Source organism: Labrenzia sp. R5_0, assembly GCF_017743835.1.
Classification (GTDB): Bacteria; Pseudomonadota; Alphaproteobacteria; order Rhizobiales; family Stappiaceae; genus Roseibium; species Roseibium algicola.
In genome coordinates this window covers 78,925-95,170 of record NZ_JAGHRK010000010.1, presented here as the reverse complement: position 1 = coordinate 95,170, position 16,246 = coordinate 78,925, and the positions used below count along the sequence as shown (strand labels likewise).

At 61.6% G+C, this 16,246-nt stretch carries 15 protein-coding genes; 1 reads left to right on the top strand and 14 read right to left on the bottom strand.

The window, feature by feature from the left end:
- Positions 1–466: 466 nt before the first annotated feature.
- From J7447_RS31450 to J7447_RS29790, 14 genes are all read right to left on the bottom strand, one after another.
- Entirely contained in the window at positions 467–598 is a 132-nt protein-coding gene (locus tag J7447_RS31450) for a hypothetical protein (RefSeq protein WP_268257701.1), read from the bottom strand.
- A complete protein-coding gene (locus J7447_RS29850) occupies positions 598–1,527 on the bottom strand; it encodes a zincin-like metallopeptidase domain-containing protein (RefSeq protein WP_075282924.1) in 930 nt (309 codons plus the stop codon). Before J7447_RS29850 ends, J7447_RS31450 begins: the two co-directional genes overlap by 1 nt.
- A 272-nt stretch (positions 1,528–1,799) precedes the next feature.
- Entirely contained in the window at positions 1,800–1,985 is a 186-nt protein-coding gene (locus J7447_RS29845; protein WP_075282923.1) for a hypothetical protein, read from the bottom strand.
- 331 nt (positions 1,986–2,316) lie between these two features.
- On the bottom strand, positions 2,317–2,742 hold the full coding sequence (locus J7447_RS29840; RefSeq protein WP_332306238.1) for a hypothetical protein: 426 nt from the start codon (positions 2,740–2,742) through the stop codon (positions 2,317–2,319).
- Entirely contained in the window at positions 2,705–2,971 is a 267-nt protein-coding gene (locus J7447_RS29835) for a type II toxin-antitoxin system prevent-host-death family antitoxin (RefSeq protein WP_209171699.1), read from the bottom strand. Before J7447_RS29835 ends, J7447_RS29840 begins: the two co-directional genes overlap by 38 nt.
- Before the next feature lie 109 nt (positions 2,972–3,080).
- Positions 3,081–3,668, bottom strand: coding sequence for a hypothetical protein (locus tag J7447_RS29830; RefSeq protein ID WP_209171698.1), 588 nt, complete (start codon positions 3,666–3,668; stop codon positions 3,081–3,083).
- Between the two features lie 356 nt (positions 3,669–4,024).
- Positions 4,025–4,363 (bottom strand): hypothetical protein, encoded by a 339-nt coding sequence (locus J7447_RS29825; protein WP_209171697.1) that lies wholly within the window; start codon positions 4,361–4,363, stop codon positions 4,025–4,027.
- Positions 4,360–5,235: a hypothetical protein gene (locus tag J7447_RS29820; protein WP_209171696.1), complete on the bottom strand. Its 876-nt coding sequence runs from the start codon at positions 5,233–5,235 to the stop codon at positions 4,360–4,362. Before J7447_RS29820 ends, J7447_RS29825 begins: the two co-directional genes overlap by 4 nt.
- Positions 5,232–5,705 (bottom strand): hypothetical protein, encoded by a 474-nt coding sequence (locus tag J7447_RS29815; protein WP_209171695.1) that lies wholly within the window; start codon positions 5,703–5,705, stop codon positions 5,232–5,234. The genes J7447_RS29820 and J7447_RS29815 overlap by 4 nt, the downstream gene beginning before the upstream one ends.
- 87 nt (positions 5,706–5,792) lie before the next feature.
- The gene (locus J7447_RS29810) at positions 5,793–7,466 is read right to left on the bottom strand and encodes a ParB/RepB/Spo0J family partition protein (RefSeq protein WP_209171694.1); all 1,674 of its coding nucleotides are present in this window, start codon (positions 7,464–7,466) and stop codon (positions 5,793–5,795) included.
- Positions 7,467–7,723: 257 nt separating this feature from the next.
- A complete protein-coding gene (locus J7447_RS29805; protein ID WP_209171693.1) occupies positions 7,724–12,832 on the bottom strand; it encodes a DEAD/DEAH box helicase family protein in 5,109 nt (1,702 codons plus the stop codon).
- Between the two features lie 88 nt (positions 12,833–12,920).
- The gene (locus J7447_RS29800) at positions 12,921–13,319 is read right to left on the bottom strand and encodes a DUF3085 domain-containing protein (RefSeq protein ID WP_075282914.1); all 399 of its coding nucleotides are present in this window, start codon (positions 13,317–13,319) and stop codon (positions 12,921–12,923) included.
- Between the two features lie 8 nt (positions 13,320–13,327).
- Positions 13,328–13,924, bottom strand: a complete 597-nt coding sequence (locus tag J7447_RS29795) for a DUF1419 domain-containing protein (protein WP_075282913.1) — start codon at positions 13,922–13,924, stop codon at positions 13,328–13,330.
- 210 nt (positions 13,925–14,134) lie between these two features.
- On the bottom strand, positions 14,135–15,028 hold the full coding sequence (locus tag J7447_RS29790; RefSeq protein ID WP_075282912.1) for a DUF3991 and toprim domain-containing protein: 894 nt from the start codon (positions 15,026–15,028) through the stop codon (positions 14,135–14,137).
- 764 nt (positions 15,029–15,792) lie between these two features.
- Between J7447_RS29790 and J7447_RS29785 the strand changes: the two genes are divergently transcribed.
- Positions 15,793–16,242 carry a hypothetical protein gene (locus J7447_RS29785; protein ID WP_075282911.1) on the top strand — a complete coding sequence of 150 codons (450 nt, stop codon included), beginning with the start codon at positions 15,793–15,795 and terminating at the stop codon, positions 16,240–16,242.
- The last annotated feature ends 4 nt before the right edge of the window (positions 16,243–16,246 follow it).

Here is a 16,246-nt window from a genome sequence, read left to right as displayed (position 1 = left end):
TTCTTGGCTACCCGCGAGGAATTCGAACGCCAGTTCGAAGGGGAAGAAAGTATCTAGCCGCCGTTGCGTCAAGCCGAGCGAGGCGAAGCCGGGTCCCGGTCAGACATGCCTCAATCGAGACCGCTTTGGGCGGCGCGTATGTGACATTTTAAGGAAATGAAGACCTGCAAACGTCGTATCCGATCCACCGATCCACGGCGGCGCACGAGACGAGAATGAGCGTGCGTTATTGGCGTTGATGCCGGTCCGGGGAATTGTCAATCTTTAAGCTCCGAACCGTCCGGCAATCCCTGCTTTGTCCGCGTACGTCCAGCGGCAGGTCTGGATGGTCGAAACAGGCGAATGAAAACGGGAATAGGTACACATTGGTTCGGCACCTCTGACACGAGCTCTCGCTTTGCCCGTGCCGTTTCAGTCGAATGGTGGAGCAGTGATCTCCTGTTGCGCTGGACCATCACGAGAACATCTACCCGACTGCGCCGTGCACCGCGACCAGGGCAAGCGTCGTCTTTGGAACGACGATACTGAGCGAAAGTACACGCAGGCGAATAGCGGACAGCTGTTTGCCCTCCGCTGTGGCATCAATGAGCGAATGCATCAGGCTGCCACCCGCTCTTCACTGACTTGTGCAGGTTGAAGAGCGTGCAGATAAGTCACCGCACGCTGCGCATGGGCCGCCGCCTGAAAGATCGCCCGCTTGTCATCCTTGAGCACCTTGAGCCAGGACTGAAGGTAGCTGGCATGATCCGACCGGGGCTCGAGCTCCGGCACGATGCCGAGATCGGCGCAGAGAAAACAGCTTCCGAGTTCGGCCACGAGCTCTTCGCGTGCACGTTCAGTGTGGTCCTTGTGATAACGCGACAGATCGCGTCCCACCCTGCGTTCTGGTGCAGTCCAGTGAACATGCTCGTGACTGAGGACTGCGACGTAGGATGCAGCGTCCCGGAACGTCTCGAAGGGCGGCATCTGGATGTGATCGCTTTCCGGCGCGTAGAAGGCTTTCGATCCGCCGTGACGGATGATCGCGCCGGAGTTGGCGAAGAACCGGTCCGCATGGCCGATCCGTTCGATCGTATCGATGACCTTTTCCGGCCGGTGGTTATAGTGATCCGGAAGCCCGTCGATCTGATCGCAGTTAAAGACCGTGTACGTCTTCAGAAACGGGATATCGCGTTCGACCTCACCGCCGCGGGAATCCGTTTCGGTCTTGGTGAACCGGCTGGTATAGACGACGGTTGCGCCGGTTTCGCCCTTGCGAACCTGCGCGCCGATCTGACTGGCCTGCCGGTAGGTCATCCAGAGCGGTGCTTCAAAGCTGCGGGCCAGGCTTTCCGACCAGAGCAGCAGAACGTTGATGCCCGTGTATGGCTCGCCGGTATGTCTGAGCGGACGGGTGATCCGGCCTTCGAGCCTTCCCGCGCTCCAGGGTTTGATCCAGGGGCGGGCGCCCTTCTCAAGATCGGCGACGATTTTCTCCGTGATCCGTTCGTAGATGTCGGCGCGCAGACTTTTCTCTTTTCTCTTCATTTTCAAACCTCCTGAATTCAGGACCGCGCCGATCGCGGTCCGTCACGGGGTCCGAAATGGCGGAGCGCGGAGGCAGGAGCTGCACCCAAGCCGGGTCCTCGGCGCGCGAAGCGCGGCGGGGTGGTGAAGGGCCGTAACGAAGAGGAGGACGGCAACGCCGTTACAGCTGCTGCCGGCTCCGCCCGGACCTTTCCCGGGACGGGCCACGGTCGGGGCTGCCGCGCAGCGGGAAAGGCGGCGCCAAGCGCCGCCATCAAGGACATGATGAGTTGTCAGTGGACGGAGTGACCGCCGCTGTAGGGGTCGTACTCGAAGAGCACTTCGACTTCGGCGTCTTCGATCTCTTCTGCCGGAAGGACACCGTATTCATCGCCGGATTTAAAGAGGACGATCGGAGTCATGAGGGTGCGGGCGAGGTTCCAGGCGTGCTTCTGGGCGAGGGAAAGATCGTGCTGCATTTGAGGGCTCCATCGTTGGAGCGGGCCAATTCCCGCTCTTGATGGCTCCGTCAGTGTGCGGCTTAGCGGACGCGATCACCGCGCCGGCCAAAGCCAAGCGGCCGCAGCTCGCTAGCGGACCCTTTACGGGTTGATCGTGGAAGTCCGCGCCGTACCAGGAATGCCATTCATAGAAAGAGCGGGATTGGATTGCCTCTGTGAAATGAGCCCGTTGCTGCACGCATCCTGGCAAAGACTGAAGTGGACAATCAGCCATCCTCTCCAACCGCAGCGAAAAGTGAGAGGCCTTGAAGAACGGTGGTCTTGCCGCCCGGGAGCGCTCGAAGCGAAGTCAGGTTCGCTTCACGGCCTTGATGGCAGAAGCTTGGGCTGCTTGCTTGATGGTCGTGGCAATCTCTCGGAGGAACGCCGCGCTGACCGAGCCTATCGGCTCGGTGGAAACAAAGTCATAGTCCTTATCCATCTCGACTCGATTGAACTCGTCGAGAATGACCCAGCACGGAGATGCAAGGCCTATGCGCCGGCACTCGATTTCAGGAACGTTTAGCGCGAGTTGGCCGTCCAAAGGCTGCTTTGAGGTAAAAGGAAAGAGAAACACGACGTCCGGATTGCCGGGCGTCTTGATGACGACACATACAGGGCGAGGTTTCCGGCCGGATTCCTCGCCCCTTTCCGCTTCGCGATGCCACAGATAGTGGAATTCGGCAACGTCACCCTGCTTAAACATCGTCCCTGGCATCGTCTTTGACAGGTTCAAGAATGGCGCCTAGTCCCGACATCAGTTCCTCATGGACATCGTCCGGCATATCAAGCAGGGAATAGGACTTCGTCGGGCTCGGCTCACCGCGCATGCGGTGATAGTCACGGGCGGAAAGAACAAAAAGCTTCTCCTTGCCGTGCTTGGTGAGCACGACCGGCTCGATCATCGCCGCTTCGAGGATTTCGCCCGAGGATCGGTTCATGTCAGAGAAAGTGTACTGTTTCATCGCAAAGCTCCATCGCTTTACGTAAAATACGTATTTTACGTTTTTTTGTCAATTTGAACCCGTGATTCAGACAGGAAAGTAGGCGGAGCAGAAGCTCCGCCCTGGCGCCTCAGCCAAAAGCCGCCATCTGCAATTCAGCCGCCTTCCGATCGACTGACTGGCCGGGATTCTCGACCTGGCGCTGGAAAGGTTTCCAGGCTTCGCCAACGACCTTTTCATAGGCCGCCACGACGCCCTCGGCCGCGCAGCGGAGCGCATGGGCCTGCTGGCCCATATCGGCGGCGAACTCACGTTTGCGTTGAGCGGCGCCGTCGAAACCGACGGGACCGTCAAGGTCTTCATCACGCGTGTCATTGGCGCCCCTCGCCGTGGCATCGCGTGCCTCGGTCACAGCCTTGGAATAGAACTGGCCGGCACCGTGGGCGGAGCCGACATAGGATCCGACAATTCGCTGGAGGTGGATTTGCATGGCCCGGTTGCCGAGGCCTTCATTGAGGGAGTCGGCTGTATCGATGATCATCTGATGGTGAAGCTCGCGGATGCCGTCGCTGTCGATGACAGGAAGACCGAAGCTTTCGGAGATGAGGGAAGCTTGGGCACTGTCGGGACAGGTGTGCCGGACCATTTCGAGGGTCGCAGCCTTGCGAAGCTGGACGACCTTGCCGGATTGACGGGAGGGAATGGCGTTGCTGGTCATGTGAGTTTGTTTCCTTCGACGTTGGACCGAAGGCTCGAGCCGGCCCCTGCCGGCCCTCCCTTCGGGCGCGGGCAAAAGAGACCGGCGGAAAAACGGAGGCATCAAGGTCCGCGCGTACCCTGGACGAGCGATCCTGTCCTGCGGGTCAGCAGGGCTTCTCGAGCCCTCGCGCAGCCCGCGGGACAGGTTTGACGAGGATGGGGCGTGCGGCCGCACCGCGGCGCGTCAGCGGCCTTGAAGGCTCCGGCCGCCGGTTTACGACCGCGACCAGAACCGAAGGGAGGCGGGCAGGGCTGGCATCCCACTGGCGTCCATCAGAAAGGAAATGACCGCGCCCCCCGCACACGCCCCTTCCTTCACAATGTGGGTTGCATATCAGCTTTTGCACCCGATCCCTCAATGGTGATCTTCACCCTGACGGCTGCGATCGCCCTCTCCTGCCGCGAGAGTTTTCGGATAAGCGCATCGATTTCACCGCGGCGTTCGAAGCTGAGCTGGTCCAAATAATCCCGGAACAGGGTTTCGTCAGACCGTGTCCAGCGCGAACTACCGCCCGGACGCGATCTTGCCTTGGCTCTGGTGCTGATCGTCATGCGTTCGGCCCGGGCCGCGATCTGGCGTTCGATCAGATCCAGATGCGCCTTTGTCTGGCGGCGGGCGGTTTCCATTCGGTGGAGAAGAAGCAAACGGTTCATTGCGAACTCGGCCTCCACCCAATGAAGCTTGAAGGACCGTCGTATGCATCATGCCGGGCGGGATCGACGACGAAACCGAAACGGCCGATCTTGTATTCCGCAGCTGGCACAAGGAACCGGCGTTGTTCGGCATCTTGACCTCGCATGCCGCCGAGGGTTGCGATGACCTCCACAAAACCGTCTTGCTGCTCCGACCTGATGGCGGAGATGACGATCCAGTCGTCTGCGTGCCGGGCGTGAAACGTGCGCCGATCCTTCTCATGGGACTGGCCGGGTTCGAGCACGGTGCAGAAAATCGCTTCCCAGGCATCCGGCCATGCGTCTTTCACGGTCCGCTCGGCACTCCGCCGCTCAAAGCTGGTGAAGAGATGCGGTAAGGTAAGCGCGACGATCGCCCATTCCGCGTCTTCCTCGTACCAGCCGCCAGGCCGACGAAGCCGCCGTTCGACCTTAGCGTTGCGGTCGGAGGAAAGATGGAAACCGCCATGACCGGCAGTCGAATGGCAGACCACTCCCTCGGCATAGACCGTCGCACCCTGCGACGGTCCCCATGGAGTGTCCGCGTTGCAGTGGATTTCCCGTCGCCCAAGGGCCCGCTTTTCGCGGGCGTGCTCGTCCTGTTCGAGCACCTTGGCGCGGAATGCCTCCTCGCCCCCAAGCACACCGCCATGCCCGTAGAAGTCGTTGCGAACGAGTTCGTCAGGCGGCCGGCGCACGCACCAGGCCGTGGCCAGAAAGTAAATATCACCGCGGCCGGGCAACATGGCGAAAGCGGTATCGCCGACCTGTGCAACGGGAAACCCTTCGGCGCTGATGGCGAAACGAACCTCCGGCGCGGCCGCCCTATCGAGTTCCGACTGAGGGAAGCTCATACCGCCCTCCCCTCGCCGCGAGCGGCGGCGATGTTGTCAGTACCCACCTCGTGCAGCACGGCGTTGGGATAGCCATGACGCGACAGCCGTTCGTCGGCCGCATGCCGGTCTTCAGCGACATGAACCAGTTCGCCGGCGTCACCGGGGCGGTCAAGCACGAGGATCGAACCGGCTTCGGGCCGTTCGATGACCGAGAAGTCGAGAGCGCTGTCGACCGAAAACGTTCGAAAGACCCGGAGCACCACAACAGCCTTGCTGCCGAAATCTCCTTCATGAAGCGTGAAGCTGGCCGGGATGGAAGTTTCGCAAACGGTGGCACCGGCCTGTTTCTTAACCAGTCGGCCGGTGTTGTTGCTGCGCTCCCAGGCCTGAAGCTTACGGCGGTGCCGTTCGGGTGGACGGGGTGTGCCGTCGGAGAAGCGGATGATCGCACCAAGTGGAGCATGGTCGAAAATGGACTGAGCGGACATGTCGTCCTCCTCTTGAATTGGTTGAAAATGAAAACGCCGCCGGACGATGCCGGCGGCGCGATGTGCGTCGGTTAGGAAAACAGACCGCTATTCGGCGGCTTCGAGGAAAGCCTCAGGGCCGGTATCTCCCGCCTCCGTCGCATTGGCAGGAGCTTCCATGTCGCCGGCATCCTCGTCCTGATCCTCGACGATCTCGTTGCGAGCCTTCCAGTCGGCAAGTTCGTTCGCGTCGGGCGCAAACAGTGCGGACGCATGGACGAAGCGCTCCTCCGTAAAATACTCAACAAGGGCGGCACGAGTCTCGCGCACCTTGTTGCGCGGGAGAACGGAAGAGTCCTTGCAAGCCGCCTCGAGCGCCTGCCGGGACAGGCAGCGGAGAAAATCCTCCGTCCCCATATTGGGCAGGAAGCTGTCGGCACCGACGACGTCTCCGGCAATGCGCGAGACTATGCCGCTGTTCGACATGTTGCGGCGGCACGACAGCACCTCGATCAGGATCGATCGCACCGCGACCCTGAGCTCATCCATGTCGAAAGAGAACTTGCCGGTTTCATCGACGAGAGAGGCTGCAAGGGGTGCAATTTTGCTGCGGAAGGAGACGGTATTGCCCGCTCCCGTATCGACGCGGACATTGTTGCCGGCAAAGGCAATGACGAGCAGCGCCATCAGCGTATCGTCCTCGATCGGTGCACGGCCGAGCGCCTCGTGAAGCGCGTCGGTGCGGAAATCGCCGATCATGTCCTGGCCCTTCTGGGTGACGTCCGGCCGCTGCTTCGGCAGGGCGGCACTACCCTCCTCCGTCTTGTCACCCGACTGTTTTCCAGTGGCCGCTTTCGGCTCGGGCATCCGGTAGACCACCGATTGCACCTTGCCGTCGCGGTCGAGATACATGGCCGTCTGGTCGGATTTTTTTGGCTTCCCATAAACACGCTCGGCCTTCTTCGGCAGGTCCGGACCGTTCCAGCCGTTGGCTTCGGTGATGATGCCGCCCTTTGGCAGATTTTTGGTCATCCATTCCTGCTGCGCGCCGAGAAAGGCCTCGACGTCCGTCGTGTAGCGGCTGTCCTCGTCGGCGGGCGCAAACAGGTCCTCCACCCAGGCGATGCCGTAGGCCTGCGCAAGCTCATCGTCGAAACTGGCGTCACGGGCATACATGCGGGTCTTGGAGAGACCGTTGGCGACTGACCACCAGGAGGTTGTCTCGTTTCGCTTTGGCTTGTGTGCCTTCCAGACTTGCTTTTGCTCATCGAGCGAAGCCGACGCGATGGTCCTGAGCTGCCGCTCGTCGGGCATGTCGCCCTTGGCCATCTGGTCGAGCATGGCGGGCAGCACATTGGCAAGAAGCCGGAGTTTCTTGATCTGGCGAACGGGAAGCGAAAGGGCTGCCGCGATGCCTTCCTCGCTCCAGGCGAGCGCGACCAGGCGCTCGATGGCGCGCCATTGATCGACCGGGTTGAGCGGTTCACGGGCGATATTCTCGACCATGGAGCGCATGGCGCCGCCGTCCTCGGCCGCATCGTCGACAATCACCTCGATTTCGTCGAGTTCAGCGGCGATCGCGCCTCTTGTGCGGCGATGACCGGCCTGAATGATGAAGCTGTTGCCGCCGTCGGTCTCGGGGGAGACCACCGGCGGCTGGATGATGCCGACGGCCTTGATGGTGGCCAGCATCAGGGCATCGGCCTGCGGGCTCGACTTCGAGCGGCGGGCATCGTCGGGATTGTCCTTCAGCGCGCGCGGATCGATCTTCATGAGATGCATGGGGAACTCCTTTTCGAGGTCAAAGTGGACCCGGCACCGCGCCGGCTCCCTTTCTCGTCTTCTTCCTGAAGACATCCTCCGGACCGCGGAGCGGGCGGGCCGATGCAACTGCGATCGAGCGTCCCTGCCGGGCAGGACGAGCGGGGCTGACAGCCCTGCGAAGAACGACGGGCCGGGATGACGAGCGGCGCGGTTGAGCGCAAGCGGCACCGGCCGGAGCGCTCTGCGACCGGTCCCCTTCCCTTCTTCTCGTCTTCTCAGGCCGCTTCTGCGGCCTTTTTCCCTTCTTTCAGAACTTCATCCGCCAGGTCAGCCTCGATTTCAGCGAGCTGCCGGCGTTTCTCGGCAAGCTCCACTTCGAAGCCGAATTCCCCGCCCTGGCGAGACTGGTAGGAGGCAAGCCGGCGCTTTGCATCGTCGAGCCGGAAGCGGTATTGCGCCCGCTCCTCCTCGAAATCGGAAAGCACGTGCTCGATGCGCGACACCGCGCCGAGCGGCGTGACGGTCAGGGCAAGATCGATCCCGGTCTCCGCGCCGCATCTCGCAAGCGTGACGTCATAGCGGAAATCGTCCTGGCCGAAACGCTGGCCGGAGAAGATCAGGTCGAAACCGCCGATGGCCGCGAGGGTTGTCTCGTCCTCCTCCCGCAGATGCACGAGGGTCATGATTTCCTTCATGAGAGCACGGCCGGCGGGCTTGCGCTCGGTGAAGGACTGTCCGCCGACGGTCATTGCGAAGGCATCGCCACTGGTCGGGATCCTGCGTTCGATGTCCTTGCCGATCTCGGCGATCCGCCGGGTGTAGAGTTCGATGTCGCGTTCGGCATTGCGGATCTGGCGGCGAACGGCGAATTGATCGTCGCGGTGCGCAGCGCGCAATCGCTCGAGCCGGGCGATGTCGGCTTCCAGCCCCGCCTTTTGCATCAGGCGCTGATCGCCGGAAGCAATTGCCTTCGCCATGGCGAACTGGTTGGCCTGCCCTTCGCCCAAATCTTCGAGCCGGCGAACGGATGTATCGCCGGAGAGCGCCGCGGCAATGAAGCGGGCCTTGCGCTCGTTGTTCTGCCACATCTGCGCGTCCATCGAGCCTTCGGTGGCATAGGCGAAGATATCGATCTCCTCATGCTGGTTGCCCTGCCGCTCGATGCGGCCTTCGCGCTGCTCGATCTGGGAGGGGAGCCACGGCACGTCGAGATGGTGGAGCGCCTTCAGGCGAAGCTGGGCATTCACCCCGGTCCCCATCGTCTCCGACGAGCCGATCAGGAAGCGGACCTTGCCGGCATTGACGTCTGCAAAGAGCCGCTGCTTGGACTCCGTCTTCTTGTAATCCTGCATGAAGGCGATTTCGGAAGCAGGGACACCAAGCCGGACGAGTTCGTCGCGGATCCAGCGATAGGCAGAAAAGCCACGGGATTTCTCGACGTTGATCGTGCCGAGATCGGAGAAGATCATCTGCGCCGCGCCCGGCAGATCGAACGGCTTGCCCTCGCGGGTGAGATAGGTGTTGTCGCCAGTTTCCGTCCAGATGCGGAAGCTGTTCTCGATCAGCTTGTTGAGCTTGTTGTCAGGCTCGTTGTCGTTGCCGAAGTCGACCAGCCTGAGATCGATGGCAGCATGCCGCCCATCGGTGATCACGGAGAGCAGAATATCGTCGCCGGGCTTTGCCGGTCCTTCGCGCTTTTCGATCGCCAAGATCCGCGCCTCAAGGACCTGCTGGTAGAGCTTGAAGTCCTCTGTCGGCTTGGCGGTGATGATCTGGCGCTTGCCCGTCGAAATCGCCGGAATTCTTACATATTGCTTCAGGTCGGCCGGGAGCACGACGTCTGCAAAGGAGCGGAACATCGCGATCAGTTCCGGTACGTTGACGAAGGTGGCGAAGCGCGAGACGGGCTTGTATTTGCCGGAGGGTTGCAGTTCGAGCTCGGTCGCCACATCGCCGAAGGTCGAGGCCCAGGCGTCAAATTCGTGCAGGCCACGCTCCTTCAAGGCATCAAACCCAAGGAACCGCTGGACGGAGAACATTTCTCCGAGCGTGTTGGTGATCGGCGTGCCGGACGCCAGTACCAGTGCGCGGCCGGGATTCTTGGTTTCGATGAAGCGGGATTTGACATAGAGGTCCCAGGCGCGCTGTGAGCCGTTCGGATCAACGCCCTTCAGGGTCGACATGTTGGTCGCAAAGGAGAGTTTCCGGAACTCCTGCGCCTCGTCGACGATGATCTGATCAATGCCGATCTCGGATATGGTCAGAAGGTCGTCTTTGACCGAGCCGAGGGACTCCAGCCGGTCCCGCAATCCCTCTTTCAGCCGTTCCAGGCGCTTGCGCGACACGCGGTCGTCGCTTTCGACCCGGGTGAGCAGGTCTTCATAAAGGCCAAGTTCATCCTCGATCATCTGCTTTTCGAAGACGGCAGGGACGGCGATGAACTTGAAGGCCGAATGGGTGATGATGATCGCGTCCCAGGTCGCCGTCGCCGCGCGCGACAGGAAGCGGTGGCGCTTGTCTTTGGAAAAATTCGTCTCGTCGGCGACGAGGATACGGGCGGTCGGATAGAGCGCGAGGAATTCGCGGGCGGCCTGCGCCAGGCAATGACCGGGCACGACCAGCATGGCTTTCGAGATCAGACCGAGCCGGCGCTGTTCCATGATGGCGGCCGCCATCGTCATGGTCTTGCCGGCGCCGACGGCGTGGGCGAGATAGGTCGCACCCGCCGATATGATGCGCCAGATACCGCGTTTCTGGTGACCGTAAAGACCAAAGGCGCCGGAGGCGCCCGGGAGCTGGAGATGGTCCCCGTTGAAGGATCGGGGGGCGATGTTGTTGAAAGTGTCGTTGTAGACCCGTGCCAGCCGGTCGGTCCGATCCGGATCGGACCAGACCCAGCTCTGGAACGCGGTCTTGATCCTGGCGAGTTTTTCTTTCGCGGCCTCGGTGTCGACGACATTCAAAACCCGGCGCTCGCTGTCCCCTTCCCTGATCGTGTCGAAGATCTGCGGCACCCGGCTGTTGAGCGCATCGGCAATGAGCTCGCCGGCATGCCGGCGTTTGGTGCCCCATTCGGAAGTGCCCTCAGCCCGGAATGCGAGCATTCGGGCGTCGACCGTCCAGGAGGCCAGTTCAGCTAGGTGGTGAATGCGGATATCCACTCCCATCGTCTCCTTCACGAAATCGACGACGTCACTGGCGGGGATCCAGGGAGCCCCAAGACGCGCGGTGATGTCCGAGGGGCTGAGATCGGCCGGCTGCACCGCTTCAAGCGCTTCGACATTGCGTTTGTAAGCCGGGTCGAGTTCGGCGGCTGCTTGCGCCATCGCCAGCTTGTCGCGCACCGGACCTGAGAGATAGGCGTCCGAGGCCTGCCAGGATCCATCCGCCGGATCGCGGTAGATCGCGCTGCCAAGCTCCTCGATCACAGTTGTGCGGTCCTCATGCAGAAGCTCGGCAATATGGTCGAGATCGACACGGCCACGCTCGTTGAGGACGACGGCGAGCGCATCGGCGGCATTGGTAATGACTGGGGCGACCTGCGGAGCAATCACCCGTTCGGAGAAAATCGGACCGGGCTTCGCCGTATCCGTGTCGAGATCGTAGGTCTCGATGGAGGCGACAAGCCAGCAATCCGGATCGTCGAGGAAAGGCTGCAGGTTCGGTCGACGATGCGTCTCGCGGGTTTCGCCGGTCTCGACGTTCTCTGCGATCGAGACCCTGGTATGATTGATCGGACCGAAGTCGCGCACGAAGCTCGACCAGGCGATGCGGAGCTTCACCTGAAGATCTCGCCACGGCTGATCGGTCTCCTGGGCTTTCAGCACAGCACGCACGGCGTCGCGGATCGGGATCAGTTTTTTGACGATGTTGATCTGCTTTTCCGAGAGACCCTCGCCGGACCGTCCCTCGCGGACGAGAACCGGGCTGGGCTTGCCGTCGATCACCTGCATGAGGCCTTTCGAGGTGTCGAAGAAAAAGCTGCCTTCGCGGACATGGGGCTCCTCGGGCCTGGCGACTTCGCACCCTGCCGGGCAAAGCTCGAGATCGAAATCGATCGCGTCGGGCTCGCCGTCATAGAGAGCTTCCGGAAGAGAAAGGATGGCCGTATCCAGATCAGCCTCGAGGTCGCCTTCGTTGGAAAGGCAGGTATAGGTTTCACCGAAGGGACCGGATGTGGTGGCGTGGCGGCCGAGTACATTGTCCGGATGCTCGGCGAACCAGCGATTGACGCGGATGGCCTCAATGTCCTCGCTGGCGGGAACGACCTCGGCCAGATCCAGCCAGGCCGTGCCCCTATTTGGCTCGCCCGGCTTGCGCTTGCGAAAGAACAAGATGTCGACGACGACGTCTGTGCCCGCGTCCTGCCGAAAACTTCCTTCCGGCAGGCGGATCGCCGCGATCAGATCGGCGGATTTGGAGATGTGTTCGCGAGCGGTTGGATCCGCCTTGTCCATCGTGCCGGACGAGGTGACGAAGGCGGCGAGCGCGCCGGGTTTCAGAAGATCGATCGACCGGGCGATGAAATAATCATGCAGCCGCAGTCCCTTTGAGCGAAGGGCGCGATCGGAGCGCACGGTCCGGTCGGAAAAGGGCGGATTGCCAATAGCGAGATCGAAATGCGCCGGCAGATCGGTGCGCGCGAAATCGCCCTCGACGATCCGGGCAACCGGCTGCAGCAGCCGGGCGATCCGTGAGGTCACGGGATCGAGCTCAACGCCGGTGACGAAAGAGGTTTCACGCAAAGTCTCCGGCATCAAAGCCGGGAACAGTCCCGTGCCGATCCCCGGTTCAAGCACGCGTCCGCCACGCCAGCCAAGGCGTTCCAGTCCCTTCCACATCGCCCAGATGATGAATTCCGGCGTGAAATGCGCATATTGCGTGCAGCGGGCAAGCGAGGCGTAATCGGTTTCGCTCACCGCCTCCTGCAAGCCCTCGCCAAGGTCTTCCCAACCTTCACGGAACCTGTCTTCGCCCGGCCGGGTGAAGACGGCATTGGCGAGATCGGAGGCGCCGAAGCCGGTAAAGCGGATGAGACGCGCCTGTTCTTCCCTACTCGCAGGCCGGTCCTCGGCCGCGATCGACGTCGCAAGCTGGATCGCCTCGAGATTGTCGCGGGCGCGGGCCTTCCAGCCCTTCGCCAGTGCGCGGCTTCCGGAAAGATGGAAGTTGCTGCCGCGCTCAGACACTTCAGCGGACTGCCGCTCAGTCAGCTGCCGGCTTTTGGGCTGCCTGACCGTCTCGGTCGCTGGCGGTCGGGCAGTGTCGTCTGGCTCAATCAGTGGGATTTCGGCAAAGGCGGTCACACCGAAGCCCAGACCGGAAGAGAGCGTGTTTTGCGAACTACCGAACGGGTCGAGATTGAAGGGATCGTGGTCTGCCATGGTGGGTTTCTCCTGGAATGCGGGCGCACGAGACCGCACCACCTGGCGAACCGGCGGCGTTGGAAACGTGCGGGATTGAAAAAAGGGGTTAGCGTGTGATCAGCGAGAACGAGATGTCATTCTCGGTAAGTTGGATGCCGAGATGGGTGGCCTTCGGCTTCCGGTCAAAGCTTGGAATGAGCAGATCGGCATCGATAAACTCGACGCCATCGTCGCCTCCGAAGTGCCGGCGCTTGTAGTCCCACCAGTCGGGATTGGCCTTCGGATCGCATTCGTTTGCGTAGACGACGAGCGGTTTTTGTCCCTCGGCAAGCTTGCCGTTCGACATCACGTACACTCCTTCGTCGCCCACCAGCCAGAACCCAGGCTTCTCACGCTCGTCTTGCCCCTCGCCAAAATAGGGATTGCGGAAACCGCCATTTGCGGCGGCATCTGCTTCACCGCGCGCAATGACCTTGCGGACCGCAGAAATTACAAATGTGAACATGGCGCACCTCACGCAGCTTGCACGTGCGGCAGGTGGCGCAGTTGAACGGGCAGCTTTTCCGAGATCTGCGCGTCGCTCAGGGTTTCGAGCAGTTGAAACCGCGTCCCCGGCCGACTGTGCACGAAAACCGTGCGCTTGCCGCGATGCTTGAGATGGAAGTCCTCGCCGGCATATCCGCGATAATCGTCATGGGTGGCACTCCAGATATGCTCGAGCCGCTCGTCGCGGGTCATCGCCTTGACCGGCCAGCGCTCGCGCTCGGCGATGGCCCCGCGCATGGCATATGGGGAGCGGGGATCGGACAGATCGCAATAGGCGTGGAAGAACCGCATCGCGCCGTTGATGCGCAATGTATAAAAGACGCTGGTGACGCTGCCGGTCAGGAATTCGCGCATGGCGAACATGTCCCCGCGCATCCAGAGAGGCGGCAGGATGTCGAGCATGTAGTCGTGCTGGTCTTGCGCGATTTCAAACCATTCGCCGGCATAAAGCGCGCTGTCATCCTTCTGCCAACGGTCGGGCCGCTGCGCGTGACGGTCGAACAGACGAAACATCTGGCGGCGATCTGTGACACCGAAATAGATCTTGCGGATTGGAGAGGTCATGGCGGGCTCCTTTGAGGCCTGTCACGGGCTGGAGCGCAGCGTACCCTGTCGGTATCACCATCTTCTTCAGCCCTTCCGGACCCCTTCTTGGCGCCGCCTCTCCGGCTGGCTGGGTCAAGGGCCGGCGTCAGCCGGGCGGAGCTTCACCCTTGACGCAGGCAGCGGGTATGCGGCAGTCGTTTTTTGTCTTTCTCCTCTCGTCTTCTCTTCTCACCCCTTCTCTTTCAGGCAGGCGTTCCAGTCGTCTGTTGGCGGTCTGAGCCGCTGCCAGTTGCAACCTTCCTCTTCGGCAAGGGCCCGCAGACGTTCGGCAAAGATCTCTCCCTGGCCGTTGGCGTCCGTGGCCGCGACCAGGAGAACGTCCGGGCGAGCCGCAAGCCAGCGCAGGGCAGCTTCGGTCGATGGCGACCAGCCTCCGCCGGTGCTCAGATAAAGCGATCCGGGCGGCGAACGTTCGATCGCGGCAAGGCTCATGGCGTCGATCGCCGCCTCGGTGACGCAGAGACGCGTTGCGTCAGTCGCCCCGAGCCGGAAGAGGACCTTGGCGCCGCCGCTCGCAAACCCGCGCCACTCTTTACCCCGTTGCTCCCAGCCGGTGACTTGACCGGTCTCGTCGGTATGGCCGGCCCACATGCTGCCGTGCGGACCTTCGCGCAGCACATCAGCGGCAATGGCTTGTCGCAGTACCGGTTCGGGAATGCCGCGCGCATCGTGCAGATACCGCCAGGTTGCGGAGCCTCCACACGGCTTGCGGCGGGTTTGCCAGCGTTGCGCCACCGTCTGGTGCGGCTCCCTCGCCTTGGCCTGACAGAACCAGGCGGGTTCGGATGGCGTGAAACCGACGAGGTCTGCGACGACATGAAGGGCCGCGGCAAAGGCAAGCCCGTCGAGATGTTCGACAAGGCGAAACACGTCGCCTTTGGCGTCCGACAGGGGATCGAACCAGCCCTTGCCGTCATGAATGACGATGATGATGTCGCCGCTCCGGCGGTACTTGACCGCCCTACGTGTGCTTTCCCGTCTGTCGACGGCAAAGCCGGCGGTTTCCAGGACGGCCGCGCAGGTGACTTTTTCCTTCAGCTCTTCAAGGTCTGCTTTTTCCATTGGCTCTCCGCGCTTTGCGCGGTCCTTTCTTCGGTTTCCGCTCCCTCAAGTTTCGGAGCGGGACCCGAAGGCCGCGAAGAGCAAGGCAGGACAAGGGCGCGGATGGTGAGCTGGCAATTGTGCAGGGTCGACATCTTCGTCGCCAGACGCGGCGCGAGCGTCCCTTGCCGGCCGTTGCGCGCAAGCGGCACGGGACTTGACCATTTTCCGCCTGTGGAACCGCCCTGCCTGCTTCAGTGATCCGAGCGACCAACGGGCCCTGGGACACGTCCATGCCCAGACCCAACCTACCGGTGAGCGAACAGTATTCGTATCAGGTAGACTTCAAGGGGGGGACATCAACGAGGCTGGGAAAAAATGGTCACACTCGTTACTGTCACTGACTATCCCTATGTCGGCATCGGAGAACAGCCGACAAGTAAACCGGGTCCGACTATCAGCGGAATTACTCTATGTAATGCCGCACCTTCGCCGGCGTCTACATGTCGATCCTCAACGGAAGGAGACCGAACATGGACAAGACGACATTGATTCCGGCCGAAGGCCCACACACACACACCCGCCAGCCGATGGCATGTTGTGGCGATGCTGCAACAGGCTCCGCGAGTTCGCCTGCTGCGGACGTTGAAAAGACTCCGGTGGAGAAACCCGCCACAGTGCCGGCCGAGGGCGGTTGCTGCTGCGGCCGTCGCTGAGTTGGGGACTGTCGGCGCGATGCTCGATCCGTCAGATATTGCCGGGCTGCAGGCACGTTCGAACAACTAATGCCACTCGTGCAGCACAAGGCCAAAAAAGCTATCTGTACCCGTATCGCCCAGCTTGTACTCCCACGGGACCAGAGCATATGCGCGCGTCACCCCACGGGGACGGAAGAAGCAGCCGGTGAGCTGGTGCAGGCGGCTTGCGTTATACCCACACTTCTGGTCGCCTCACAGGAGGTTGAGCGCTATTTCAACATCGTCTGTTCGGCTTGTCATGACCAGAGCGTGCCAGGGACCGAATATGGGCCGTCCTTCAAATATGGCATTAACAATCTCAGGCACCATGGTGATCAGGCATTCCAAATGGCAGCTCAAAATGGTGTGCGGCATCACCAAAGGCTTTGTGATGGCATGTCGCTGGAAAAGGCTACGGCTCAAGTCGCGCGCATCGCTGTTAATATCCGCGAACTGCAGGAAGTCAACGGGGTCACCTATCGACCTCAAAACATGTAGGACA

Bases quoted from the DNA above. Each gene is read 5' to 3' on its own strand.
- J7447_RS31450 (WP_268257701.1), bottom strand. From the start codon at position 598: ATGCATTCGCTCATTGATGCCACAGCGGAGGGCAAACAGCTGTCCGCT.
- J7447_RS29850 (WP_075282924.1), bottom strand. From the start codon at position 1,527: ATGAAGAGAAAAGAGAAAAGTCTGCGCGCCGACATCTACGAACGGATC.
- J7447_RS29845 (WP_075282923.1), bottom strand. From the start codon at position 1,985: ATGCAGCACGATCTTTCCCTCGCCCAGAAGCACGCCTGGAACCTCGCC.
- J7447_RS29835 (WP_209171699.1), bottom strand. From the start codon at position 2,971: ATGAAACAGTACACTTTCTCTGACATGAACCGATCCTCGGGCGAAATC.
- J7447_RS29830 (WP_209171698.1), bottom strand. From the start codon at position 3,668: ATGACCAGCAACGCCATTCCCTCCCGTCAATCCGGCAAGGTCGTCCAG.
- J7447_RS29825 (WP_209171697.1), bottom strand. From the start codon at position 4,363: ATGAACCGTTTGCTTCTTCTCCACCGAATGGAAACCGCCCGCCGCCAG.
- J7447_RS29820 (WP_209171696.1), bottom strand. From the start codon at position 5,235: ATGAGCTTCCCTCAGTCGGAACTCGATAGGGCGGCCGCGCCGGAGGTT.
- J7447_RS29815 (WP_209171695.1), bottom strand. From the start codon at position 5,705: ATGTCCGCTCAGTCCATTTTCGACCATGCTCCACTTGGTGCGATCATC.
- J7447_RS29810 (WP_209171694.1), bottom strand. From the start codon at position 7,466: ATGCATCTCATGAAGATCGATCCGCGCGCGCTGAAGGACAATCCCGAC.
- J7447_RS29805 (WP_209171693.1), bottom strand. From the start codon at position 12,832: ATGGCAGACCACGATCCCTTCAATCTCGACCCGTTCGGTAGTTCGCAA.
- J7447_RS29800 (WP_075282914.1), bottom strand. From the start codon at position 13,319: ATGTTCACATTTGTAATTTCTGCGGTCCGCAAGGTCATTGCGCGCGGT.
- J7447_RS29795 (WP_075282913.1), bottom strand. From the start codon at position 13,924: ATGACCTCTCCAATCCGCAAGATCTATTTCGGTGTCACAGATCGCCGC.
- J7447_RS29790 (WP_075282912.1), bottom strand. From the start codon at position 15,028: ATGGAAAAAGCAGACCTTGAAGAGCTGAAGGAAAAAGTCACCTGCGCG.
- J7447_RS29785 (WP_075282911.1), top strand. From the start codon at position 15,793: ATGCCACTCGTGCAGCACAAGGCCAAAAAAGCTATCTGTACCCGTATC.